The sequence below is a fragment of the Lysinibacillus sp. AR18-8 genome, assembly GCF_001705465.1.
GTDB classification, from domain to species: Bacteria; Bacillota; Bacilli; order Bacillales_A; family Planococcaceae; genus Lysinibacillus; species Lysinibacillus capsici.
Map to the genome: position 1 here is coordinate 63,933 of NZ_MDGU01000051.1, position 25,657 is coordinate 89,589.

The 25,657-nt window shown below is 37.8% G+C and carries 26 protein-coding genes and 1 pseudogene; 6 read left to right on the plus strand and 21 right to left on the minus strand.

The features are described from left to right. Positions 1–37: 37 nt before the first annotated feature. The 5 genes from BFM98_RS21090 to BFM98_RS21110 form a co-directional block, all read right to left on the minus strand. Positions 38–2,482: an ATP-dependent Clp protease ATP-binding subunit gene (locus tag BFM98_RS21090; protein WP_048395540.1), complete on the minus strand. Its 2,445-nt coding sequence runs from the start codon at positions 2,480–2,482 to the stop codon at positions 38–40. Further along, positions 2,472–3,581, minus strand: coding sequence for a protein-arginine kinase McsB (gene mcsB / locus BFM98_RS21095; RefSeq protein WP_048395539.1), 1,110 nt, complete (start codon positions 3,579–3,581; stop codon positions 2,472–2,474). The genes BFM98_RS21090 and mcsB overlap by 11 nt, the downstream gene beginning before the upstream one ends. Further along, complete coding sequence (locus BFM98_RS21100) at positions 3,578–4,120, minus strand: UvrB/UvrC motif-containing protein (protein WP_004233574.1); 543 nt, start codon at positions 4,118–4,120, stop codon at positions 3,578–3,580. The genes mcsB and BFM98_RS21100 overlap by 4 nt, the downstream gene beginning before the upstream one ends. 13 nt (positions 4,121–4,133) lie before the next feature. Continuing rightward, the gene (locus tag BFM98_RS21105) at positions 4,134–4,604 is read right to left on the minus strand and encodes a CtsR family transcriptional regulator (protein ID WP_004233573.1); all 471 of its coding nucleotides are present in this window, start codon (positions 4,602–4,604) and stop codon (positions 4,134–4,136) included. A 267-nt stretch (positions 4,605–4,871) separates the two neighbouring features. Further along, positions 4,872–5,177, minus strand: coding sequence for a DUF4870 domain-containing protein (locus BFM98_RS21110; RefSeq protein WP_048395538.1), 306 nt, complete (start codon positions 5,175–5,177; stop codon positions 4,872–4,874). A gap of 125 nt (positions 5,178–5,302) precedes the next feature. Between BFM98_RS21110 and BFM98_RS21115 the strand changes: the two genes are divergently transcribed. Together BFM98_RS21115 and corA are read left to right on the plus strand one after the other, a co-directional pair. Continuing rightward, a complete protein-coding gene (locus BFM98_RS21115) occupies positions 5,303–5,986 on the plus strand; it encodes a class I SAM-dependent methyltransferase (RefSeq protein ID WP_054548954.1) in 684 nt (227 codons plus the stop codon). Between the two features lie 33 nt (positions 5,987–6,019). Next, on the plus strand, positions 6,020–6,982 hold the full coding sequence (gene corA / locus BFM98_RS21120; protein WP_048395530.1) for a magnesium/cobalt transporter CorA: 963 nt from the start codon (positions 6,020–6,022) through the stop codon (positions 6,980–6,982). Positions 6,983–7,026: 44 nt separating this feature from the next. Here corA and BFM98_RS21125 read toward each other — a convergent pair whose 3' ends face one another. Then, entirely contained in the window at positions 7,027–7,236 is a 210-nt protein-coding gene (locus BFM98_RS21125) for a hypothetical protein (RefSeq protein ID WP_066038316.1), read from the minus strand. A 285-nt stretch (positions 7,237–7,521) separates the two neighbouring features. On the opposite strand from BFM98_RS21125, the pseudogene BFM98_RS24690 reads away from it, so the two are divergent. Both BFM98_RS24690 and BFM98_RS24695 read left to right on the plus strand, forming a co-directional pair. Beyond that, positions 7,522–8,067, plus strand: a pseudogene (locus BFM98_RS24690) (protoglobin domain-containing protein); the annotation flags it as partial. Between the two features lie 120 nt (positions 8,068–8,187). Then, the gene (locus BFM98_RS24695; protein WP_254660073.1) at positions 8,188–8,832 is read left to right on the plus strand and encodes a methyl-accepting chemotaxis protein; all 645 of its coding nucleotides are present in this window, start codon (positions 8,188–8,190) and stop codon (positions 8,830–8,832) included. Between the two features lie 37 nt (positions 8,833–8,869). Here BFM98_RS24695 and BFM98_RS21135 read toward each other — a convergent pair whose 3' ends face one another. From BFM98_RS21135 to adh, 5 genes are all read right to left on the minus strand, one after another. Then, positions 8,870–9,349 (minus strand): acyl-CoA thioesterase, encoded by a 480-nt coding sequence (locus BFM98_RS21135; RefSeq protein ID WP_004233566.1) that lies wholly within the window; start codon positions 9,347–9,349, stop codon positions 8,870–8,872. Positions 9,350–9,418: 69 nt separating this feature from the next. After that, positions 9,419–10,846, minus strand: coding sequence for an aldehyde dehydrogenase family protein (locus BFM98_RS21140; protein ID WP_066038318.1), 1,428 nt, complete (start codon positions 10,844–10,846; stop codon positions 9,419–9,421). Between the two features lie 43 nt (positions 10,847–10,889). Then, positions 10,890–11,858, minus strand: a complete 969-nt coding sequence (locus BFM98_RS21145) for a DUF4003 family protein (RefSeq protein ID WP_066038319.1) — start codon at positions 11,856–11,858, stop codon at positions 10,890–10,892. Positions 11,859–12,295: 437 nt separating this feature from the next. Beyond that, positions 12,296–12,655 carry a DUF779 domain-containing protein gene (locus BFM98_RS21150; RefSeq protein ID WP_048395522.1) on the minus strand — a complete coding sequence of 120 codons (360 nt, stop codon included), beginning with the start codon at positions 12,653–12,655 and terminating at the stop codon, positions 12,296–12,298. Positions 12,656–12,676: 21 nt separating this feature from the next. Beyond that, a complete protein-coding gene (gene adh / locus BFM98_RS21155) occupies positions 12,677–14,197 on the minus strand; it encodes an aldehyde dehydrogenase (protein ID WP_004233561.1) in 1,521 nt (506 codons plus the stop codon). A gap of 241 nt (positions 14,198–14,438) precedes the next feature. On the opposite strand from adh, the gene rluF reads away from it, so the two are divergent. Continuing rightward, positions 14,439–15,140 carry a 23S rRNA pseudouridine(2604) synthase RluF gene (gene rluF / locus BFM98_RS21160; protein WP_048395521.1) on the plus strand — a complete coding sequence of 234 codons (702 nt, stop codon included), beginning with the start codon at positions 14,439–14,441 and terminating at the stop codon, positions 15,138–15,140. Between the two features lie 27 nt (positions 15,141–15,167). Next, the gene (locus BFM98_RS21165) at positions 15,168–15,887 is read left to right on the plus strand and encodes a DUF6904 family protein (RefSeq protein ID WP_054548949.1); all 720 of its coding nucleotides are present in this window, start codon (positions 15,168–15,170) and stop codon (positions 15,885–15,887) included. Positions 15,888–15,928: 41 nt separating this feature from the next. Here the strand turns inward: BFM98_RS21165 and BFM98_RS21170 are convergent, their stop codons facing one another. From BFM98_RS21170 to BFM98_RS21215, 10 genes are all read right to left on the minus strand, one after another. Continuing rightward, positions 15,929–16,426, minus strand: coding sequence for a cupin domain-containing protein (locus tag BFM98_RS21170; RefSeq protein WP_054548948.1), 498 nt, complete (start codon positions 16,424–16,426; stop codon positions 15,929–15,931). Between the two features lie 115 nt (positions 16,427–16,541). Continuing rightward, a complete protein-coding gene (locus tag BFM98_RS21175) occupies positions 16,542–17,249 on the minus strand; it encodes an ABC transporter ATP-binding protein (RefSeq protein ID WP_048395515.1) in 708 nt (235 codons plus the stop codon). Beyond that, the gene (locus BFM98_RS21180) at positions 17,249–18,028 is read right to left on the minus strand and encodes an ABC transporter ATP-binding protein (protein ID WP_048395513.1); all 780 of its coding nucleotides are present in this window, start codon (positions 18,026–18,028) and stop codon (positions 17,249–17,251) included. Before BFM98_RS21180 ends, BFM98_RS21175 begins: the two co-directional genes overlap by 1 nt. Next, positions 18,028–18,963: a branched-chain amino acid ABC transporter permease gene (locus BFM98_RS21185; protein ID WP_048395511.1), complete on the minus strand. Its 936-nt coding sequence runs from the start codon at positions 18,961–18,963 to the stop codon at positions 18,028–18,030. The genes BFM98_RS21180 and BFM98_RS21185 overlap by 1 nt, the downstream gene beginning before the upstream one ends. Positions 18,964–18,975: 12 nt before the next feature. Beyond that, entirely contained in the window at positions 18,976–19,851 is an 876-nt protein-coding gene (locus BFM98_RS21190; RefSeq protein ID WP_016992164.1) for a branched-chain amino acid ABC transporter permease, read from the minus strand. A 146-nt stretch (positions 19,852–19,997) separates the two neighbouring features. Continuing rightward, positions 19,998–21,218, minus strand: a complete 1,221-nt coding sequence (locus BFM98_RS21195) for an ABC transporter substrate-binding protein (RefSeq protein ID WP_016992165.1) — start codon at positions 21,216–21,218, stop codon at positions 19,998–20,000. A 403-nt stretch (positions 21,219–21,621) separates the two neighbouring features. Beyond that, positions 21,622–22,224 (minus strand): hypothetical protein, encoded by a 603-nt coding sequence (locus tag BFM98_RS21200; RefSeq protein WP_054548946.1) that lies wholly within the window; start codon positions 22,222–22,224, stop codon positions 21,622–21,624. Between the two features lie 87 nt (positions 22,225–22,311). Continuing rightward, on the minus strand, positions 22,312–24,096 hold the full coding sequence (locus tag BFM98_RS21205; protein ID WP_066038320.1) for a CotH kinase family protein: 1,785 nt from the start codon (positions 24,094–24,096) through the stop codon (positions 22,312–22,314). A gap of 42 nt (positions 24,097–24,138) precedes the next feature. Next, positions 24,139–24,822, minus strand: coding sequence for a DUF4956 domain-containing protein (locus BFM98_RS21210; RefSeq protein WP_004233537.1), 684 nt, complete (start codon positions 24,820–24,822; stop codon positions 24,139–24,141). A gap of 19 nt (positions 24,823–24,841) precedes the next feature. Continuing rightward, on the minus strand, positions 24,842–25,543 hold the full coding sequence (locus BFM98_RS21215) for a polyphosphate polymerase domain-containing protein (RefSeq protein WP_048395505.1): 702 nt from the start codon (positions 25,541–25,543) through the stop codon (positions 24,842–24,844). Positions 25,544–25,657 lie beyond the last annotated feature (114 nt).

Consider the following 25,657-nt stretch of genomic DNA (forward strand, 5'->3'; position numbering starts at 1 on the left):
AGCTTGGCACTTAAAGCCTTACTGTCTTTCCTTGAAATTATTTAGAGATGGAAACTCCCTCTTTTTTCTTTACAACAAACTCATCGTTTACGTAATCAATGACAACCTGATTACCCTTTTCTACATTACCCTTTAGTAATTCTTCTGATAATCGATCCTCTACTTGTTTTTGTAATGCACGACGTAAAGGACGAGCACCATATTGAGGGTCATAGCCTTCTTCAGCAATTTTTTCAAGTGCTGCATCAGTCAGCTCTAACGAAATGTCTTGCTCTTGCAAGCGTTTTGTTAAAGCATTGCCCATCATCGCAATGATTTCTTTTAAGTGCTCTTTTTCTAATGCGTGGAAGACAATCATTTCATCGATACGGTTTAAGAATTCTGGACGGAATGCTTTTTTCAATTCTTCTAACATCGTACCTTTCATGTCTTTATGCTTAGACTCTGCACCACCTACATTGAAACCAAGGTTCTTTTGGTATTTTAATGCATCCGCACCAACGTTTGAAGTCATAATGACCACTGTATTGCGGAAGTCTACTACACGTCCCTTAGAGTCTGTTAAACGACCATCTTCAAGCACTTGCAATAGAATATTGAATACATCAGGGTGTGCCTTTTCAATTTCATCTAATAAAACGACTGAATATGGCTTACGGCGAACTTTCTCTGTCAGTTGGCCACCATCATCGAAGCCTACATAGCCCGGAGGTGAACCTACTAAACGAGAAGTCGAATGTTTCTCCATGTACTCGGACATGTCAACACGAATCATCGCATCCTCATCGCCAAACATTACCTCAGCAAGTGCTCTTGCAAGCTCTGTTTTACCAACGCCTGTAGGTCCTAAGAAGATAAATGAGCCAATTGGTCGTTTTGGATCTTTTAAGCCTGCTCTTGCACGACGTATTGCACGAGAAATCGCTTCTACTGCTTCTCCTTGCCCTACTACACGTTTGTGTAACTCTTCTTCAAGCTGTAATAACTTCGAAGATTCTTCAGAAGCAATTTTAGCTACTGGGATTCCTGTCCACATTGATACAACTGCTGCTACATCATCCACAGTCACTTTAGATTCGGCTTTACCTTGCTCTTCTTTCCAATTTTTTCGAGTAGCTTCAATTTCATCCTTCAGCTTTTGCTCTGTATCTCTTAGCGCTGCTGCCTTTTCAAATTCTTGACCTGATACGGCTGCATTTTTTTCAGAACGAACATTTTCAAGCTTATCCTCAAGCGCCTTTAAGTTTGGTGGTACTGCGAATGAGCGTAAGCGTACTTTAGAACCTGCTTCATCGATTAAGTCAATCGCTTTATCTGGTAAGAATCGGTCAGAAATATATCTATCACTCATTTTTGCCGCTGCTTCAATCGCTTCATCTGTAATTTTCACACGGTGATGCGCTTCATAACGATCGCGTAAGCCTTGAATAATTAGAATAGCCTCTTCCACTGTCGGCTCATCCACTTGGATTGGTTGGAAACGACGCTCTAAGGCCGCATCCTTTTCAATGTACTTGCGATACTCATCAAGTGTTGTGGCACCAATACATTGAAGCTCCCCACGTGCTAAAGAAGGTTTTAAGATATTTGATGCATCAATCGCACCTTCAGCACCGCCCGCACCAATTAATGTATGCAATTCGTCAATAAATAAAATGATGTTGCCTGCTTGGCGAATTTCATCCATCACTTTTTTCAAACGATCTTCAAATTCTCCACGATATTTTGTACCTGCAACAACTGTCCCCATATCTAGTGTCATTACACGTTTGTCACGAAGGATTTCTGGCACCTCGTTATTAATAATTTGCTGTGCCAATCCTTCAGCAATCGCTGTTTTACCAACACCTGGCTCACCAATCAATACAGGGTTATTTTTCGTACGACGCGATAAAACTTCAATAACTCGTGTAATTTCCTTGCTTCGGCCAATAACAGGGTCTAAAGTACCTTCACGTGCAATTTGTGTTAAATCACGTGCTAGGCTATCTAATGTTGGTGTATTGGCAGCTTGGGCTGCTTGTTGACCAGATTGTGCATTATCATTATTACCTAATAGCAATAATACTTGCTGGCGAGCTTTATTTAAACCGACTCCCGCATTGTTTAAAACGCGAGCTGCCACGCCCTCACCCTCACGTATAAGCGCCAATAATAGATGCTCTGTACCGATATAGGAGTGACCTAGTTTACGTGACTCATCAACAGATAATTCAATTACTTTTTTAGCTCTTGGTGTATAATGAACGATTGGACCGACATCTTCTTTGCCTTTACCAACTAATTCTTCAATGCCAGCTTCAATCATTTGAGGACTAATATCAATGGCTTCTAACGCTTTCGCAGCAATACCGCCGCCTTCACGTATAAGCCCTAATAGAATATGCTCTGTACCGATAGATTCGTGCTTCCAACGAATAGCCTCTTCCTGAGCAAGCTGTAATACTTTTTGCGCGCGTTGTGTAAAACGATTAAACATCATATAAATCCTCTCCTTTTTCCCCATTTATAGGCTTATTCGCATGTTCTTGAGATAATGTCTCACGAAGCATCTCCGCTCGTACACGATCCCGCTCAGCAGGTGGTAATGCCTCACCTGCATAGTGCTGTAAAAAACCTGGTTGCATACTAACAACACATTCATTTAAGGTCGTTGTTTGTATACCATCAATCAATTGTAAATCTACTCCTAAACGAACATTAGATAGGCAAGTAGCAGCTTCCTCACTTGTTAAAATTCTTGCATGTGTAAGGGTACCTAAAGCTCGATATACGCGATCTTCTAGCGCAAGCTCTGCCTTTTCCATTAATTTACCTCTTGCATGCCGCTCTTTTTGAATAATCTTTTCAGCGACACTTTGTATATCTGCTAAAATATCTTCCTCTGTCTTCCCAAGTGTAATTTGGTTAGACACTTGATAAACATTCCCTAAATTTTCGCTTCCTTCACCATATATACCTCTTACAGTCATTCCTAAGCGTGTCATGGCATTTATAATTTGATTCATTTGCCCAGTTAATGTAAGAGCGGGTAAATGCATCATGACGGATGCTCGTAGACCCGTACCAATATTCGTTGGACAGCTTGTTAAATAACCAAAAGTATCTCGAAAAGCATACGGTAATACTTTCTCTAGGATACGATCAATCTTATTTGCTTGTTCATAAGCACTTTGAAGTTGAAAACTTGCTGTCATACATTGAATGCGTAAATGATCCTCTTCATTCACCATAATGCTAACGGATTCGTCTTCAGAGAGTAGTATAGAGCCCACTTGCTCTTTTTTAGCCAGTTGCGGGCTAATCAAATGCTTTTCTACAAGAATTTGACGCTGTAAAGGGGTTAAATCCTTTATAGCAAAATAAGCATAATCATTTTGAAGAGTTGGGCTATCGCTGACAGCATGTGTAACGGCCTGTTCCACTTGCAGTGCCTCATTTTCTGAAAACGCTAATGGAAAACGATAGCCATCTAAATTTCGTGCAAGGCGGATCCGTGTACTAATGACGATATCTGAGTAATCATCTTTGATATGCATCCAAGTTGGTGTCGCACGCTCTAAAAATGATTCAATCATCATGTCACATCACCACCTTCAAATTGTAGATGCTTCTCTAGCTCTTTAACTTCATCACGTAGCTTCGCCGCTTCTTCAAACTGTTCCTCATCTACGGCGGATTTCATACGCTTGCGGATATCTTCTATTTGCTTTTTAATAACATACACATTACTGCGAGCACCAGGCATTTTTCCAATGTGTTGTGGACCTGCCTGAATACGATTAAAAAGCTTTGGCAAATGATCTCCAAATGTGTCATAACAGCTTGGGCACCCGAATTTTCCTTCTTTTAAAAATTGCTTATACGAAAATCCACATTGTGGGCATGTTTGCTGTTGTGGTTGTACCTGTTGTTTTTCCCCCACCTTTTGCCATGTAGGAGAGCCAAACCAGTTAGACAATAACTGTTGAATAGATACTGGCTCTTGTTTAAACTCTGCATGAAATGGATGGAATTGTGAGGCGCAGACGTCACAATAATGATGCTCTACTTTTTGCCCACTTTGAACTTGTGTTACTGTAACTGTCGCATTACGTTGTTTACAATGTTCGCATATCATTTCCATCACCTCACTATTTTTGTTGTTCATATTTTATTGTTGTCAGCATTGCTCGCAATATTTTTGATCGAATGACATCTCTTAAGGGGAGATGCAAGTCGATCGTGGAGCGATCAATTGCTGCTAACATTAATTTCGCTTCTCGCTTGGAAATTACCTGCTCATCAATGAGTCGATAAACCAAATCTTCTGCCATTGTTTGTGATGCCCCACCTTCAATTTGCCTGAGAACATCGTCGATTAAATCAATCTGTGAATTCGCGCGGACACGTAAAATTCGAATGTATCCACCACCACCACGTTTGCTCTCAACAAGGTAACCCCGCTCGGCAGTAAATCTTGTATTAATAACATAATTTATTTGTGATGGTACACATTGAAATTTATCAGCGATTTCACTACGTTTAATTTCAATATGCCCTTCTCCACCTAATTCAAGTACTTGCTTTAAGTAACCCTCTATGATGTCTGATATATTACGCATTTTAGGAATACACCTCGCTTGCTTCACTGACTTTGACTATCTTTGACTTTCTTTGAGTATATTATACAAAACGCTTGAAAAAAATTGCAATGATTTCGCCCATAGAAAAGTGGAAAGTCTTGAAAAAGGCTTTTTAAGAGCCGAAAAGAGCCCTTTTTCGATCATTTGTTTACGGTTTAATAATTTCCTTATACACCTAATGTACCCTTATTCGTCATAGAAAAAACGCAAGCATATGCAACTAGCATATACTTGCGTCTATGAAAATTATACCCAGCGACCAACAATTGGATAACGCCAAGGTTCATCAGACAATGCTTTTACGATACCGATGATCGGTACCACAAATACCATAATGCCGAAAATGATTAAAAATGGTAAGCCAATAAGGACAAAGCTTAAACCAACAGAGATAGCAATTAAAACACCCATGACAATTTGGAATAGCAGTGCTTGAATAGAAATTGCCTTTACTTCCTCATCCGAACTAATTAAAAAGAAAATAATGGGCACTAACCATGGCGCAAAAAATGCACTTGCGTGTATGATTACTTTAGACCATTTAGTCTCCATATATATCAACCCTTTCTTTGAACTTTATTCTATGTTTTATGTACTACTATTTACGGAACTATACCCGCAATAGTTTCACATTAAGAAAGATTTTTTAAAATTTTTTTGAAAGGCTGTGAGGAGCGTTGGAATTTAACAACACATTAGCAAATGAATATGAAAAGGGTATTCGCCGTACATTGCCTAGTTATGATGCCATGCTACGTTTAATACAAACTTTTTATCATTCTAGGCTATCAGAAAATGCTAACATGCTAGTCGTGGGAGCAGGAAGTGGCAATGAAATTATACAGCTTGCAGAAGGAAGACCTCACTGGTCATTCACTGGCATTGATCCATCAGAATCCATGCTTACTATAGCTAAAGAGCGTTTACTCACTCTTCCTAATGATATGTCATTCCATCAGGCTACAATACTTGATGCTTCGCTGCCCTCTACTCAGTATGATGCGGCAAGTTGTGTTCTCGTCTTGCATTTTATTCATGATTATAAAGAAAAGCTCGAAACAATAACAGAAATAGCAAGACATTTGAAACCTGGAGCACCATTTGTCCTTGTTTCAAAATATGGTCAGCTAGGCTCTTTAGAAACAGAACTACAATTTGATTTATGGCGTTCTTATTGGCTACAGCATACTAGACTTTCTTTATCCGATGTAGCAGAGATGGAAAAATCCATTCGTTCCCTTTCTTTTATGAGTGAAGAAGAAATTTTAATACTTTTACAAAGTGCGGGTTTTACTAAACCTTCTAGATTTTTTGCCACTACTTTGTTCGGTGGTTGGGTATGCTTTAAAGAGGAGCGCTAACTATTTTGTAGTAAATAATTTGAGGTGAAAACCGTGATAAGCACCATTGGCATTACAAAGCAACAACAATTGTTAAAGGATTTTCCATTAGAAGAGATACATCAGCAAGAATTTGAATGGTATTGGGTTGATTTTAATTGTCCTACAGCCGAGGAGGAATCATTGTTGGATACATTTTTCCACTTTCACCCTCTCGCTATTGAAGATTGCTTAATGAGGTTGCAGCGTCCTAAGCTCGATTTTTATGATGATTTTCATTTCTTTGTCATTCATCGGGTAAACGAAGAGACGTTAGCTGCGGAGGAGGTTAATATTTTTGCCTCCAATAAATTCATCATAACCTTCCATAAAAATCCTGTCCCTGAGATAGAGAAGGTGCAAAAGATGCTGGAAAACCAACCGAAGAATTGGGAGCGAGGTACTGTATACCTAACGTATCAAACTATCGATAAAATTGTTGACAGTTATTTTCCACTCGTTTACAAAATTGAAGATCATCTAAATGCTTTAGAAGGTGAACTTACATACCAAAGTAATGTAAATGCCATGAAAATTGTCTTCGAGTTCCGTAGTGACTTGCTTGACTTAAGACGTACTATTTTACCAATGCGTGATCTTTTATATCGCATTCTCAATTCTTACCGTTTCTCACTAAAAAAATCGGAGAGAGCTTATTTTGGAGATATCTACGACCATCTACTTAAGCTAACAGAGATGGTTGAATCTAATCGAGAGCTTACAGCAGACATGCGGGATAGTTATATGGCTATGAGTTCTAGCAGAATGAATGGCATTATGATGACTTTAACAATTGTATCAACTATCTTTATACCACTTACCTTCATTGCTGGTGTGTATGGGATGAATTTCGATAACATGCCTGAGCTACATGGGCAATACAGCTATTTTATTGTACTTGGGATTATGATAATTATCGTTATCTTTATGTTGGCTGTCTTTAAACATAAAGGCTGGTTTAAACTGTTTAAACCATAAAAAGACTGCTCGTTTTAATGAAAACGAGCAGTTTTTTTAATCTATTAATACGGTCCTCTGTCATCAATCTTATTATCACCCTGCTGTGGAAATAAAAAGTAGGCTAATACCCCTGATCCCAAAGCTGCACATATGGTAATTAATAATTGCTCAATATCTGGTACCTCAGCATGATAATTTCGTAGCATATAAACAGAACCAATGGCAACAATCACCATGACAGGAATAACAAATTTAAAACGTTTTTTCTCCATACCACCCCTCCTTCCATTTTTTATTTTCGTACGATTTTTAGATTGCTAAACAGTTCGTATTTTACAGGTTTCCTATTTTAAATTCAAATTTACATCGCTTCACCATTTGGACTAACAATAAAGTAAAAAAATAAAGAAATATCCAATTTTTTAACCAAATATTCAGCAAATAATAGTAAAATAGATTTAATCCCATTTATTTATTAAATATACAAACCTAACAAATTTCAAAAGTGCTTATTTACTTACAATTTATTATGGATATTAAGAATGGAGCAAATAATAATGAGTTGGTTTTCAAAAAATAGTAGTTCTAGCTACGCAATTACATTAACACCTGAAAATTTTAAGAGCGGTGTACAGTTAGATGTATTGAACCACCCCAATCTTCAAAAACAATTACAACTTTTAAATTTAACACTTGAGGATTTAGCTATCATTAAGCAGCTACAGCCTTTAGCTAAAGACTTAATTCCTGAAATGGTGGAGAAATTTTATGTAGCCATTAATTTGAGCCAAGATTTACTTGATATTATTAATAGAACATCACATATTGATCGTTTGAAAATCACGTTACATAAACATTTAAGTGACATTTTTGAAAGTCATATTAATGATGCCTACATTGCTGAACGAAAAGCCATTGCTGAGGCTCACGTTCGAATTGGCTTGCAGTCAAAGTGGTATATTGCCTCATTCCAGTCACTCACTACTACTTTTGCAAACTTTGTGAACGAGGTGGATATTTCTAAAACAGATGCTATTCGTGCTATAAACGCTTTTTGTAAAATCATTAATTTTGAGCAACAACTCGTGATTGAGGCATATGAAAAAGAGGAAGAACGTATTCGCTCAGCAGCAGATGCAACAAAAAATTCCCTTGTAACGACGATCCAAAGTACTGCAGAAGAGCTTAATGCCATTAGTGAAGAAACAGCCGCATCATTATTAGTGATTTCCTCACAAACAGATGATATTGCTGTAGCAACCAAGCAAGGATTGAACTTCGTAGCAGATACACAAGAAAAATCAAGAAGAGGCCAACAGCAATTGAAAGAACAAAATGATTTAATCCAAGTTATTTTGCAAAGTGTCAATGGTCTTGAGGTAACGATGAACCAACTACGTACCTCTTCTCAAAAAATTTCTGAAATCGTTGGGCTAGTTACAGGCATTGCTGATCAAACCAATTTATTAGCATTAAATGCTTCTATTGAAGCTGCACGAGCTGGAGAACATGGGAAAGGTTTTGCAGTAGTGGCTGAGGAAGTTCGTAAACTTGCGGAGGAAACAAAAAATGCCGTCCAAAATGTTTCTCACCTTATTAAGGAAACAGAAAGTAATATTACGACTATGGCTAATTCAGTTACTAATGTTGATCAAAAAATTCAACATAGTGTCAATACACAAGAATGTTTATCCAAGTCATTTAATGATATTGCTGATGCAGTTTCTGGCATTCAGCAGCAATACGTAAATACATCTAGAGATATTTCAGCTATATCTAATTTAATCACTGAATTATCGCAAGGTGCTACACTAGTCTCTTCTTCTTCCGACTCGCTCATTAATGTTGTCAATGAACTAAATATGTAAAATAAAAAAGGGAACTCATTTGGAGTTCCCTTTTTCCTTAATGCGGCAATGCACGTTTTTGTTTACGGTGCTCTCGTCTTGCTGGCCCAGTTTCAAATAAACGCTTCTCTTCATCTGTTTCAGGATAGATTGAGGGAACTGGTACGGGTTTCCCTTCCTCATTTACTGCAACCATCGTGACAAATGATTCTGTCGTTAATTTTTCCTCGCCAGTCTCAATATTGCGAGAAACAACGCGAACATAAACCTCCATTGAAGAACGTCCTGTAGACGAAACAATACTCTCGATTTCAAGAATATCTCCTACATGTGCAGCGGATAAAAAATCAACCGAGTCAATAGAAGCTGTCACTACAAGGCCTTTCGCATGTTTCATTGCTGTAATAGCAGCAATTTCATCAATATAAGCTAACACTCTTCCACCGAAAATAGAATTGTGATTATTTGTGTCTGGGGGTAATACGAGACGCGATTGAACCGTACGTGATTGGCTCATGGGTACAGCGTTGTTTGGCATAATTCTTGCAACTTCCCTTCTCATGTTGTTCTTTCGTCATCGTATCGCAGAAAAAGAGCTGATGCAAATTTAGAACGATTTTTTCATCGAAATAAATTTCATATCAGTCATTTCTTCTATAGCCCACTTAATTCCTTCACGTCCATAACCACTCATCTTTACTCCACCATATGGCATGTTATCTACTCGGAATGTCGGAATATCATTAATAATGACAGCACCAGCCTGTAATTCATCTGCTGCATATAAAGCATCTGACAATATATTCGTGTAAATACCTGCATTTAGGCCAAGGTCCGACTCATTTACAAGTCGAATTGCGTCGTCTAATGTTTCATATGAAACAATTGAGACGATTGGTGCGAATGTTTCCTGACAAACAATTTTCATATCAGCTGACACATTCGTCATAACTGTTGGCGTTAAAGTACGTTCAGTAAATACGCCTCCAGTTGCAATCATAGCCCCCTGTTCTTGTGCCTCCTCAATCCATTCCCTAATACGTTCCACTTCATTTGGATTTATCATGGCACTAACATCTGTTGTCTTCTCTAATGGATCTCCTACTATAAGCTTTTCTGTTTCTGCAACAAATGCTTTAGTAAATTCATCAATAATAGAGGAATGCACATATATACGTTGTAACGAAATGCATACTTGTCCAGCAAAGTTAAAAGCACCGCTTACACAACGACTGATAATTTTATTTATTGGCGTAGATGGTTCGACAATTACTGCAGCATTAGAACCCAGCTCTAAAGTTACTTTACGTAAGCCTACTTTTTCTTTAATCTTCAAACCAACCTTACCACTACCTGTAAAGGTTACTTTTTTGACATATGGATGTGTGACAAGCGTATCACTAAGCTCACCCCCACTTCCTGTCACAATTTGTAATGCCCCATCGGGTAATCCTGCATCTCGGAAAATTTCTGCCATAACGATAGCACTTAGTGGCGTTTGTGTTGCTGGCTTTAATACAACTGTATTGCCCACTGCAAACGCTGGGCCTAACTTGTGTGCCACTAAATTGAACGGAAAATTAAATGGCGTAATGGCTGATATTACACCTAAAGGTTCTCTTTTTGTCCAGCCTATTCGATCTCCTGCTCCAGGGGCTGCATCCATTGGAACCGTCTCACCTTTTGCCTGTTTAGCTCCTTCAGCTGCAAATTGATAGGTTGCGATTGTACGGTCAATTTCAGCTAAACCTGCAACAATAGGTTTTCCAGCCTCTAAGGCTAAAATCTCTGCAAGTTCTTCTTTTCTTTGTCGCATTATATCAACGACTTTATATAATATTTCGGCACGTTCGTAGGCTGTTGTCTTTTTAAACGATTGGAATGCCTGCTGCGCACCTTCGATAGCTTTCTCTACATCTTGAATAGATGCTTTAGCTACATGAGCAATAACCTCACCGCTATATGGAGAAGCTAGCTCATAGCTTTCCTCTGCATCATGCCACTGACCATTAATCCAAAGTTTTGTATCCTTCATCCTTCAAATGCACCTCCAAATAATCAAGTTCTTCTTTATTCTATCACGAAGAACTTGAACTAGACGCAATGGCAGCTGCACTAACCGCTGCAATCATTGCTGCTTGCTGTGCTTGGATTAATAGCTCAATAGAAGACATAATGGTCATGGACAAAGACTTTTGTACCTTTGCCATATCATAAATAGCAAATTGTACAGCCATAAAGAGCACAAATTCACGATGCCACTTTAATAACTTCATGTCTTTTAATTCATGGTATAAATCAATCAACCCTTGAAGTTGTGCTTTATCCAGATTAAGTATGGCTAAAAAGCCAAGTAAAGGATAATGCATAGCCTTGACTTTAACGTTTTGCTTTTTGAGCCCATCACGAAGGGTTACAACATCGGGTACTAGCTGACCATCAAATTTGGGTGATAAAAATGTTAATACCTGTGAAAGCCATTGGAGCTCATTGCCAGCATTAAAATTAGATGTTCTTAGTTCTTTATAGTATCGATTCATGGTATCCGCGCGCAATTCAACATCATCAGATGGACTGCTTAATAATATGGCATAAGGAATGTCCTCATATGAGGTTAAAAATGGATGATGTTTACGTATAGCATCAAATAAGGCTCTTGCCACCTGTGCATGCGTCTTTTTATCCTGTTCATCCTCCGTCAAGAATTGTGCTCCAATATAGCTAAAATTGCCGCTTCTGAATTTCGCTTCCTTTAAGATGCTAACATTTGTAAGTAAATTCTTCACTGCCTTTTCTGCATCATCTTGCTCCATGAGGTTGGCAGCAATACTATATCCAACGGTTGTCCGTAAAGGAGACAGCCATGAAGATTGCTTCTTCATCTCTTGTAAAACATTTTTATACTTCGTTGCATCAAAAGGTTTTCCTGAGGCTACAAATGTACTAGCAATAGCTAACACAATTTTACGGTCCACCGTCCAGCCTGCAGCCTTTGATACCTCCTCTACTGTATTGGCAAATTCATTTTCAATCATCACATAATCCATATTTATCACACTCCTTTACCCGTTTTACGTAACATAATGTGAGAAAGATTCACCCTCTTTGTAACAATTAACATAAAAAGTAAACATAATTTAATGTATGTTACTTACTTTATTTGATTTAATAGAAAATATTAACAGCCTATAAAGGAGGTATGGCCGATGTTAGCAAAAACCACAAAGAAACTATTATTTACTATGACCTTAAAGGATCGATTAAATCTATTCCTTTTCCTAAAAAATTCATCCAATAATATCGCTTTACATACTCTTTTCCATAAAAATTAATATCAAAACACTTGAACGCCCAAAATCAATATTCATCATTCCTATAAGAAAAGAGTCATGTGTCCTAAAGCCTCCCTTTCCATACAATAACTTTTCTACTTCCAGACAAAAAAACAGCGGCAGAAAAACTTTGCCGCTGTACAGATAACTTGTTAAATTAACCCTAGCTCTTGCAGTTCTTCAGAGTTGAAGGCTCTTGACCTTGTTAGGAAACGTTTTCCTTCTACGCCCTCGAGTGAAAACATGCCGCCTCTGCCGTCCACCACATCCAATATGATTTGTGTATGCTTCCAGTAATCATATTGATTTTTGTGCATATAGAAAGGGGCACCACCCACTACACCAAGGCACACATCCTGATCTCCTATTAGCAAATCCCCTTCTGGATAACACATAGGTGAGGAGCCATCACAGCATCCGCCTGATTGATGAAACATAACGGGTCCATGTTTCTCTTTTAATAGATCGATTAGTGCTAGCGCTTCTTCCGTAGCTAATACACGTTCAACCACGCTCATGCACCTCCCTACGAATTAGAAGAAACCAAGTTTGTTTTCACTATAGCTAACTAATAAGTTTTTCGTTTGTTGGTAATGCGCTAACATCATTTTATGATTTTCACGACCAACACCCGACATTTTGTAGCCACCGAATGCAGCATGTGCAGGATATGCGTGGTAACAGTTTGTCCAAACACGACCAGCTTGAATTTCACGACCGAAGCGATATGCCGTATTTATATCTCTCGTCCAAACACCTGATCCTAAACCATATAATGTATCATTCGCAATTTCCAATGCTTCCTCTTTCGTTTTAAATGTCGTGACAGCAACTACTGGTCCAAAAATTTCTTCTTGGAATATACGCATTTTATTATGTCCTTTGAAAACAGTTGGTTTAATGTAGTAGCCATTTTCGAAGCCTTCACCTACATTATTTTTGTCTCCTCCAATTAGACATTCTGCACCTTCTTGCTTACCAATATCTAAATAAGAAAGAATTTTTTCCATTTGCTCACTAGATGCCTGTGCACCCATCATTGTGTTTGGATCAAGTGGGTTGCCAACTTTAATGGCTTCTACTCGCTGTAATACGCGCTCCATAAATTTATCGTAAATTGATTCCTGAATCAGTGCACGGGAAGGACAAGTACATACTTCCCCTTGATTTAGAGCGAATAGCACAAAGCCTTCAACAGCTTTATCTAAAAAGGCATCATCTTTATCCATAATATCTTCAAAGAAAATGTTTGGCGACTTACCACCCAGTTCTAATGTTACTGGAATAAGATTTTGAGAAGCGTATTGCATAATTAAACGCCCTGTTGTTGTCTCACCTGTAAAGGCAATCTTACCAATGCGTGGATTTGATGCAAGCGGTTTCCCTGCTTCTAAGCCAAATCCATTTACAACATTAATGACACCTGGTGGTAGTAAATCTTCTATTAATTCTAAAAGCACCATAATAGATGCTGGTGTTTGTTCTGCAGGTTTTAATACGACACAGTTTCCAGCTGCAAGTGCTGGCGCAAGCTTCCATACAGCCATTAATAACGGGAAGTTCCAAGGTATAATTTGGCCAACTACGCCAATTGGCTCGTGGAAATGATAAGCAACTGTATCGTTATCTATTTGGCTTACTGAGCCCTCTTGAGCACGTAATACCCCAGCAAAATAACGAAAATGATCAATTGCAAGAGGGATGTCTGCATTTAATGTTTCGCGTACCGCTTTACCGTTATCCCATGTTTCTGCAACGGCTAGCTTTTCTAAATTTTGCTCGATACGGTCCGCAATTTTAAGTAAAATGTTTGCGCGTTCTGTTGGTGATGTTTTACCCCATGCATCCTTAGCAGCATGTGCCGCATCTAATGCATGTTCAATATCCTCAGCTGTGGAACGTGCTATTTGTGTAAAAACTTGTCCAGTAACAGGAGTAACGTTATCAAAGTATTGACCCTTCACTGGGGGTGTCCATTCGCCACCGATATAATTATCATATTTCTCTTTGAATTGAACTACCGATCCTTCAGTGTTTGGAAATGCATAAACCATTTTACTTCTCCCCTTTACACAATTTAATGAGAACTATCTACAAAAAACGTTATTTTATATCGGAATAACAATATTTTCATAGAAACCCTCTCACCTAATATATTGTCAGAAACATAAAATAATTTCAACTTTTTCAAAAACTTTTCCAACTAATTTATTTTTGCTAGAAAAGCTTCTAGCATTCACTGTATGTGCGACGTTAAGGTATACTTAAAAATAATATAAAATATAGGAGAACAATATGCGTATTAATAAATATTTAAGTGAAACAGGCATCATATCTCGTCGTGGCGCTGATAAATGGATAGCAGAAGGAAAGGTAACAATTAACGGAGAACTGGCAACAGTTGGTAGTCAAGTTGAAACAGGAGACATTGTTTGCGTGGATGGAAAAGAAGTAAAGAAAGAACAACAGCTTGTTTACATTGCTCTAAATAAACCTGTCGGCATTACAAGTACGACAGAGCGTCATATAAAAGGCAATGTTGTTGATTTTGTCAATCATCCTCTACGTATTTTTCATATCGGGCGTCTTGATAAGGAATCAGAGGGGCTATTATTATTAACGAATGATGGTGATATCGTCAATAAAATTCTACGTGCTGAAAATCATCATGAAAAAGAATACATTGTTCAAGTTGATAAGCCTATAACTGCGCAATTCATCCAAAAAATGGGTGCAGGTGTCGATATTTTAGATACAACAACCTTACCATGCCATGTGGAAAAGATTTCAGATAAAGTATTTAAAATCATTTTAGAGCAAGGCTTAAACCGCCAAATTCGTCGAATGTGCTCAGCACTAGGGTATTCCGTTAAGCGTCTACAACGCATTCGTATTATGAATATTAAGCTTGGTAATTTAAAGGTAGGGCAATGGCGTGATTTAACGGAGAAGGAACGAACAGAACTATTCAAACTACTCAATTACACACCAAAATAGATACATCCAAAGGGAGGGACGAGGACTATGATATCCATTCAAAGCACAGAACAACTAACAGGGGTACGAATTAGCGCGGATTATTGGGATTTAGATGAACTAATTAATGCTATTTATAAAGTAACTGGTGACGAAAATAAATACTATGATTATCAGGGTCCTCGACTACGTATTTTAAGCGTTTGCTATAAACTAAGACATGCTATGCTTGGTGAGCATCACCTAGAGTTTGTTAGTAATGGACTTAATAAGAGTGTTCTAACACAACATGAACTCATCTTTCCAAATAAGAATGTCTATTTTTCAACAGAAATTCTTTGGCCAGAAATTATCTTTAGTGCAATCGCATTAAATGATTTTATTGAACTGCACCAAAAATTAAACAATGCTTCTATATGGAATCATGAGATAGCTATTATTCGTAAATTTCAAGCGGCTATTGCTGAATGTTTAGAGCAGGAGGTAAGTGACGAAGATTATGTTGTGTTTTTAAGAATGTTACATGCTAAAAACCCCTTAACTTTCCGTTTTGCAACACAATACGTGGATGTTTTAAATCTAGAATATATTGAATTAAGTAAAGAGGAACGTCAGGCACATTTAGCTGCATTTGCTGTGCGATTAATGGTAGAGGACCATGAATATGTAGCATTAAAATCCCACCTGATGGAAGCAGCTATGGCAACGAAACAAGCATTACATGATATTCAAATTCAACTTAATTATCCTGAAGAAATACTGTGGTGAACGAATCATGCCGTCTCAAAATAATTGAGACGGCTGTTTTTCTATTCAATTGTTTTGTAGGCCATTTTATAAATAACTTCCTTGTGCTGAGGATAATCTACTAAAAGCTCTTCCTGTGTGAACAATTCAAAGTCCTCAAAGTCAAAGCCTGGCGCCACCATACATCCGACTAAACTAAACGTCTCAGATTCCTCCACCGACGAGCCGAAAATTGTATGCTTTGGTACTGCAAGCTGAGGGACTTCCCCCGCTTCTATATTCAAGCCAAGCTTCTTCGCTTCATATGTCCCATCTGGGAAAATCATATGAACTGTTAGTGGGCTTCCAGCGTGATAATACCATAGCTCGTCCGATTGTAGACGATGTAAATGTGAAATATCCTGTGAGCGCAGAAGGAAATATATACTAGTATAAATCGGTCTCTGTACATCTCTCACTGCTATATCGTCTGATGCACGAAACGATGAAATGTAATAGCCCCCTTCAGGATGTTCGGCTAACTTTAAATGTTCAATAAAATATTGTGCTGAATACTTCAAAAAGCATCACTCCTTTTTTCAACCTTACCAAAAAGTAAAGTGGAAATGCTACCTCTGATTTTCTTTCAACATACAAGCCAAAAAGGACATCTCAACGTGAGATGTCCTACCATTTTTATAATCCGCCTAAATAAGCTGCCTTTACTTGCTCACTCTCTTGTAGCTCTTTTGCTGAACCAGATAAAACAATACGCCCTGTTTCAAGTACATATGCACGGTTAGCGACAGATAATGCCATATTAGCATTTTGCTCTACAAGTAATACGGTTGTTCCTTCTTTATTAACCTGCTCAATAATATTGAAGATATTTTTCACCATCAACGGTGCAAGACCCATCGAAGGTTCATCCATTAATAACAGTTTTGGTTTTGCCATTAAGGCGCGCCCCATCGCCAGCATCTGCTGTTCCCCACCAGACAATGTACCTGACTGCTGTTTTCGGCGCTCTAATAATCGTGGAAATAACTCGAAAACATGATCCATATCTTTCTTAATACCTGCTTTATCATTACGCAGATACGCACCAAGCTCTAAGTTTTCCTCAACTGACATATTGGCAAAAACACGGCGTCCTTCTGGAACGTGAGAAATCCCTGATTTAACAATAGTCTGTGCCGCTTTCCCAGCTATCGAAAAGCCTTCGTATTCGATAATGCCACCTTTTGGCTTTAATAAACCTGACAATGTCTTTAAGAGCGTACTTTTTCCAGCACCATTTGCACCGATTAACGTTACAATTTCACCCTCGTTTACTTCTAAAGAGAGGCCCTTTAATGCTTGGATATTGCCATAAAAAACATCGATATTTTGTACTTTTAGCATTAGCCGATAACCTCCTCTCCAAGGTATGCTTCTATTACCTTTGGATTGTTGCGAATTTCTTCTGGTGTCCCGTCAGCGATTAATTGTCCGTGATCAAGTACGTAAATGCGCTCACAAATACCCATAACTAAGCTCATATCATGCTCAATCAGCAATATTGTTAAACCGAACTCTTTACGAATAAATGCAATTAGCTCCATTAAATCGTGAGTTTCTTGTGGGTTCATCCCTGCTGCTGGTTCATCCAATAGAAGCAGTTTGGGATTTGCTGCTAACGCACGAGCAATCTCTAAACGACGTTGCATCCCGTATGGCAAATTCTTAGCTAGCTCATCTTTATAGACATCTAAGCCAAAGATTTTTAAGAACTCAATGGACTGTTGCTCCATTTCGGCCTCACCTTTGAAATGCGTAGGTAAACGAAAAATAGAAGCCCACATAGAATGCTTTGCAAGTGAATGATTGGCTACCTTTACATTGTCAAGAACAGATAGCTCTTTAAATAATCGAATATTTTGGAACGTACGGCTGATCCCTTTCTGTGTAACCTGATAGGGTGCAAGTCCATTCAATTTCAGACCATTAAAAGTAATTGTACCTTCCGTAGGTGTATATACCCCTGTTAACATATTAAAGCTAGTTGTTTTTCCAGCTCCGTTTGGCCCAATAAGTCCTACCAACTCGCCTTGGTTAAGGTACATATTAACACCCTGTACTGCCTTTAAACCACCGAATTGAATACCCATATTTTCAACATTGATAAGAAGGTTTCCAGTCATTATTTCGTACCTCCCTTTTTACCAAACTTAAATAATTGTGTTATCTCTTTCGTTCCCATTAAGCCTGTTGGACGATAAAGCATCACGATAATTAATACTAAACTGTAAATAATCATACGCGTTTCTGGGAAGTTTGCTAGATAAGTAGACACGACTGTTAGGAAAATCGCAGCAATCACTGAACCAGAAAGACTTCCTAAACCACCAAGTACAACGTAAATTAAAATATCAAATGATTTTAAGAAACCGAATGTTGTCGGTTGAATAATGTAAAAGTTATGTGCAAAAATGGCTCCTGCTAGACCTGCGAAGAAAGACCCAATCGCAAATGCAACAACTTTATAGTAAGTTGTGTTAATACCCATCGCATCTGCTGCTATTTCATCTTCTCGAATGGAAATACACGCACGCCCATGACGAGAATTTGTAAAGTTTGAGATAACTAGAATCGTTAACACTACGCCAAAGAATGCGTATGTCCAGTTCGATAAATATTTAACCTGCATCCCTGCTGCGCCACCAACATAATCCGTATTTAAAAAGATAATACGAATGATCTCTGCAAATCCAAGTGTAGCAATCGCTAAGTAATCCCCTTTTAAACGAAGCGTTGGAATCCCTACGATTAAACCAGCAACTGCTGCTGCAGCAGCCCCTAATAAGATGGCCAATGGGAATGGTAACATTAACTTTGTTGTAATAATAGCCGATACATACGCTCCCACTGCAAGGAATCCAGCATGCCCAATTGAAAACTGTCCAGTAACACCAATTACAATATGCAAGCTGACAGCCAACATGATGTTAATACACATTGTGATCAACATATTTTTATAGTACAAATCAATTACTTCTGTTGTAATCAACAATTGTACAACTGCATAGATGACTAGCGCTATTACGGCATAGCCCCAGAAAACTTTAGACTTTTTCATAAAACCGCTCACCTACACTTTCTCACGGGCGTTTTTACCAAAGATACCCGATGGTCTGAAGATTAAGATTAAAATTAAAATAACGAATGCCGCTGCATCACGCCATAACGAGAAGCCAAGTGCACTTACTAAGGACTCTACAACACCTAGTAACATACCACCAACCATAGCGCCTGGGATGATACCAATACCACCAAGAACAGCTGCGATAAATGCTTTAACCCCAGGAATAACACCCATTAACGGGTCAATTTTTGTATAATAAACCCCAAAGATAACACCTGCTGCACCAGCTAAAGCTGAACCAATCGCAAACGTTGCAGAGATTGTATTGTCAACGTTAATACCCATTAAGCGAGCTGCATCTGCATCGTGGGAAACAGCACGCATCGCTTTACCGATTTTTGTTTTATGTACGATGAATTGTAAAAGAATCATCAGTACAACTGCGACTGATAAAATTAAGATGGAAGTACTGCTGATTTGAACGCCAAAAATATCTAATGATTTATTTTTGAAAACTTCAGGATATGCTGCTGGTTGTGCACCTCTGAAGAAAATTGTTGTATATTCAATTAATAGCGATACACCTATCGCTGTAATTAAAGCTGCGATACGTGTCGCATTTCGTAAACGTTTATAGGCAATACGTTCAATTAATACACCAAAAATTGCACAAACTAACATCGCCAATAATAATGCTGGGAAGAAACCAAGCTCCCATTTAGCAATAGCGTAAAAGCCAATAAATGACCCAATCATGAAGACATCACCATGAGCAAAGTTAATCAGCTTGATAATACCGTATACCATCGTATACCCTAACGCTATTAACGCGTAGATACTTCCAAGTGAAATACCGTTCACAAGTTGCTGTATCCATTCCATGCGCATTCACTCCTTTAAATTTTCTGAAAATTGAAAAATAAGTACATAGATCGATACTAAAAGTTATGTTTTGCTCTACGATTCTAGTTATCTAACACACAAAAAAGGAAGGCGTGTTTACCCGCCTCCCCCTTGCTTACAAAACATTAAGGATTAACTTTAGAGTTGAACACTTGTTTACCGTCTTTAAATTCAAGAACTGTTGCTGTTTTAATTGGGTTATGATTTTCGTCAACTGAGAAAGTACCTGTTACTAAAGAAAGATCTTTTGTTGCAGCTAATTCATTTTTAATTGCTTCCCCATCTGTAGAGCCTGCACGTTTAATTGCATCAGCAATGTAGTAAATTGTGTCATAACCAAGTGCGTTGAATGCGTCAGGCGCTTTGTCACCATTTGCCGCTTTAAATGCCTTTACGAAATCTTGAATTTTTTGATCTGGGTCTTCAGCAGAATAGTGGTTTGTGATGAATGTGTTATTCAATGCATCCGCGCCAGCTAATTCAATTAAAGTTGGAGAATCCCAACCATCAGCACCCATCAGAGGTACATCAATGCCCATTTCGCGTGCTTGTTTAACAATCAAACCTACTTCTTCATAATATCCAGGGATAAAGATAAAGTCTGGATTTGCCGCTTTAATATTTGTTAATTGTGTACGGAAATCTGTATCCTTCGCTACATAAGCTTCTTCTTTTACAACTTTTCCGCCACTCTTCGTAATCGTTTCTTTAAAGGATTTTGCTAAACCTTTTGCATAGTCTGATGCATTATCTGCAAAAATAGCTACATTTTTCGCATCTAGCTCACCTGAAGCAAAATTAGCTGCTACAATCCCCTGGAATGGGTCAATAAAGCATGTACGGAAAGCATATTCATTAACACTGCCATCCTCATTTACCGTGATATTCGGCGCTGTACCAGAACCCGTAACAATAGGAATTTTATTATCATTTGCAATTTGAACAGTAGCTACTGTATTACCTGAAGTTGCAGGTGCTAACATTGCTACTACTTTATCCTGCGTTGCTAGTTTAATAGCAGCTGAAGTTGCTTCAGAGTTCTCTGATTTATTATCTACTTTAATCAGTTCAATTTTCTTACCATCAATACCGCCAGCATCATTAATTTCTTTTACAGCCAGTTCTGCACCTAGCCCAATAGAGGAACCATAAGATGCTACATTCCCTGAAAGCTCTAAGTTGGCACCGATTTTAATTGTATCGCCATCAGATGAACCTCCGCCTGATGATGAGCCTCCGCCAGAACTTGAATCGTCTCCGTTACCGCAACCAGCAAGAACACCAGCAAGTAATGAAGATGCTACTAAAAGTGAACCGAACTTCTTAAGCTTTTTGCTCTCTCTCATAATTAAATTCCCCCTGAAAATTTCTCAAATATTAGATATTTCTGATAATTATAAACAATTAAATTCATTTACTCAATAGCCAAAATAATTATTTATAACTATCTAAAAACAAAAGAAAATATTATTCATATAAGCCTTTTTCATTGTAAAACATTCTTTATATTTAGTCTAGAGTGATTTTTCAGTATAATTAGTTATTTATGAATTATCTTTTAATTCAAACTATAGACTAGTACAAAACTATCAGATGAAATTGTTTTTTCAACATAAAGTCTGCTTAATTTATAGAACCTCTTCCTCTATTACAATTATTTCCCTGAAAATAATCAAAAGAAAACGAATAACTAATTGCTTATATCTGTACTGCTAACAGGAAAAAGCTTAGAGTGGGTTTCCCCATACTCTAAGCTTTTTTTAATTCAAAGACACAAAGGCGCTCATTAATATTTGTTTCATTTTCTAAATGCACTTCATGAAGCAACTCAAATGGTGTTCCATGATGTAAAAATTGTAAATAATCGTAAGGCGGATAATATAAAATTATATGAATATCTCGCATTCGCTGCTCATAGGATTTCCAAATATTGTGAATGACTGTGCGAAAAATATGGATTGAAAAAGGATTAAAAAAGAAAAACACATTATCACGTGACTTTATTTCATATGATTCGGCTATTGTATGAATAAACTTAATAGGGGCATGTGCTCTCATTTTTTGAAGATAACTACGTTTATTTTCTTCAGCCTCCGTATAAAACCCTGCATCCATTTCTATCCCAATGGTTGGTATATGGAACTTATGGTGCACATAAATAGGAACTCGCCCTTTCCCGCACCCCATATCAATAAATACTGGATTGTCAGGCATCTGATACGCAGCGAATAATTGCTCCAATCCTCTGTAGGGTGTTGGTTCATAACGATGATAGTGTGCAAGCTTAGGAAAGCCATATTGCTCTCCCACCGTGTTTATATGCAAATGTTTATCAAATTGCTGTTCATTCATATGAAAGGACTCCTCAGAAAAGAATGCTTTATTTTAACACGATAAAAAGCAAAAACCATACCCAAAGATATTGGATATGGTTATTTTCTAACGACCTCTACGTTTAAATTTAACAACAAAGAGAAGTGCAAGAAGGAGTAGCACCAGGCATGTAATGGCTGTAAACATTGTATTTTTATCAATAACAGGCTCGTGATTCGCAGCTTCACTATTCGCACCAGGCATTCCCATTGGGGCTCCATTTCCATCAGGAGGTTGCATTTGTTCTCCATTTTGTCCATTTCTCGGACCCTCGCCCTCTCTATTAAAAGGTGGGCTCTTTGATGGATCAAAGTCCTCTGGTAGCTGACTTGGATCAAAATCATCTGGCATCCAATCCATTTCACCATTTTCACTTGGTATTGGCATACCCATATTGCCCTGAGAAGACGTAGATGCTTCCACAACAAGCTCCCCAGACAGTTGCTTTAATATAGATTCTGAGCGCTGTTTGGCAAATTCCGGCAAGCTATTTTCACCTTCAACTGCTTCTAAAAACTGCTCCGTAGTAGAGAATTTGGTTGGATCCGCCTCCACATAAGTAGTTAATAAGACAGCTAATTTTTTAGTAATGGATTGCACATACTCTTCTGTTAAATAAGTTGTCGCTAGTTCTTCTAAATAACCTTCATACTTGTCACGATATTCATCATTCGAAAGCAATGCCTTCAAGAGTGGCCGCTCCTCTAATGTTGTGCCAGAAACAGGTGTTGTCACACTAAAATTAATAGCACTATCATTTATTAGATTGCCCGACATGCCCATTCCCATGTCAACGCCGCCACCTCGTTGTTGCTGCATACCCCCATCGCCAGTTTGATCGGGTTGTCCATTGTTTTGTGCCACTGGTTTTTCCATATTAGTAGTAACGTCAGCTTGATTTTCACCGTTTCCTCCTGCTATTCTACCGCCTCCAGCCCCAAAGCCACCAAAGGACATGTTGTAATCCCAAGGAATAATAGAAAACACACCGTTCTGTTCATATAAATAATAGTTATGTTTCATATTCCCTTGATAACTATCTAAATTCACAAGTGCTGTGTTGACGGCAAAATAACATAACATTTCATCCACATCGATATACTTTTCTATGTCTCCACCATTATTAATTGCGTCTAGCATTTCAACTAATTTGGATTGATTAATAGTACCTTCATTTGTTTTTAATCCGATACCTGTATAGTCTTCGATATCGTCGCTAATATATTTTAAATCGCTGCCTGTCCCATCTGGCTTAAATAAAAAACCATCATTAGAGCCGTAATTATTAGCCAGGAATGTCTCATCCACAGCTTCTACCCCTAAGAACAAACCCCGCTCCTCACCATTCACTGTGACATACATATAGGAGTGTGCTGGTGTTGGTAAACCCATTTGCTCCATCAGTTCATAGGAGATATACTCTCTCATTAATGTAGAGTCACTATAATTATTGTTTAAATTTAATTTTTTTAAGCCATACAAGCTTTGTGTATCATCATAATAATCAAAATCGATTTTTAAGCTATAGCGATCTGAGTCACTATTGACAACCGATCGTAGTGATAGATTGCCCTTTGTACGAATAGCAACATTCTCAACTTTCTTGCCGTTTACTGTAATATCTGCTTGTTTTAATTCTTCAGCAGAAGCATTTTCGAGCATGTCAGCCCAATCTTCCTCAGCAATTTCAATATCAACTGTTGTTACTTTATTTTTATTAAATACTATATTCTCATAGGAGAACTCAGAATTTTTCGTTTCAATGCCTACATTCGGAAGTACAGCATATATCACGACAAAGAGAAGGAGTAAAATCACCATGCATAGATAGACAATTCGTGTTTTAATCATAGCCGTCACCTCTCATCGTAGTTCTATTTGTTAATGAGGTCATTACGCTGTGAAATTCCCATCATAGCTCAGCATAATGGCTGATTTTACACCAGCTACCTTTGTTAGTTCATCCATCAATTTTGCATCATTTTGTTTTACACGAATTTCATAAGTTGTTTCGATTTCATTCTGTTGCATAATGGATTTCGATTTGAGAGCGAATTTTTTTGTTTGCGCAGCAATAATTCTCTCAATTTCAGCATTAGCCAATTCCTCTTCAAACTTTACAATTAGTAAATACGGATTTTCTACCGTTATTTTATTAACGAATATTAGCAATACAAGTCCGATTAAAATAGCACCAATAATCACTAAAGGAATAAAGCCAGCACCACATAAAATACCTGAAACAATTGCCCAGAAAATATAGACTAAATCCATGGGATCCTTAATAGGTGTACGGAAACGTACAATAGATAAAGCACCAACCATACCAAGTGACAGCAGAACATTTGAACTGATTCCCATAATCACTAGTGCTGTTGCCATTGTCATTATAAGTAGTGAGATATTGAATGAATGTGAGTAAATGACTCCATTAAAGGTCTTCTTATAAACAGCATAAATGAAAAGCCCAATAAAAAACGCTACTACTAAACCAATAATTGAATCGATTAATGAAAACGAGGTTGTTTTTTCTAAAAAGTTAGATTTAAAAATATCACTAAATTTAATTGTATCCATTGTTCATTCTCCTTTATTATTAGCCGTACATACGACTAAGTTGATATTTTGAATAGGCCTCAGCACGAGTATCCACTGACTGTAGTAAATATTTGATGATGTCTGGTAGATATTCATCGTACTTTACCTCTAAAATAACAAGATTAGGCTCCAGCACATCGACCATAGGCAAGTTTTTATTAAACATATCCGTGTTGCGTAGACTCGATTGCACCTTACTATCAAATGTCACACGCACATTGCCAAACGGATAGATATAGGCTTCTCTCTCGTAATCCACTACCGTAGTAGGTCGCAACTGGTTGTAATTCATCTCATGATATAAATCTAGAATTAGCGCTCGGTCATCATTCTTCATCCAGGCTATCTCGCCAATACGTAGTTTTTCATACTCAGCTTGAGATATTGAACATTTTGTTTTAAAGGTCACATTGTTACGCTTACTCTTCCGCTCAAGATTAATAACATTATTAGACTTGCCGTATATGCGTACTCGATATTTATCTCGATTAATAAAGCCTTCTTTTTTCTCATTTAACACTTTATTGGCAAAATTATCGAAGTACGTACTACGAATTAAATATTTACCGTCTAAGCCAGCATGATGATCACGCTGCATAACATGCTGAAGCTTGGCTTTTAATAATGCATAATCTGGATAAGAGATCGCTTGCTTTATTTCTTGGCGACCATTTGGATTAAATGAAGTAACTATTGGCATTTCATTACTCTCCCTACTTGTATTAGTGTCAGACTGACTAACATTTAATGCTGCTCGTCCCTTTGTTCATTTCCCGTCTACATCGTTTACTATAAAGGGCTTTTGTGTCAGGCA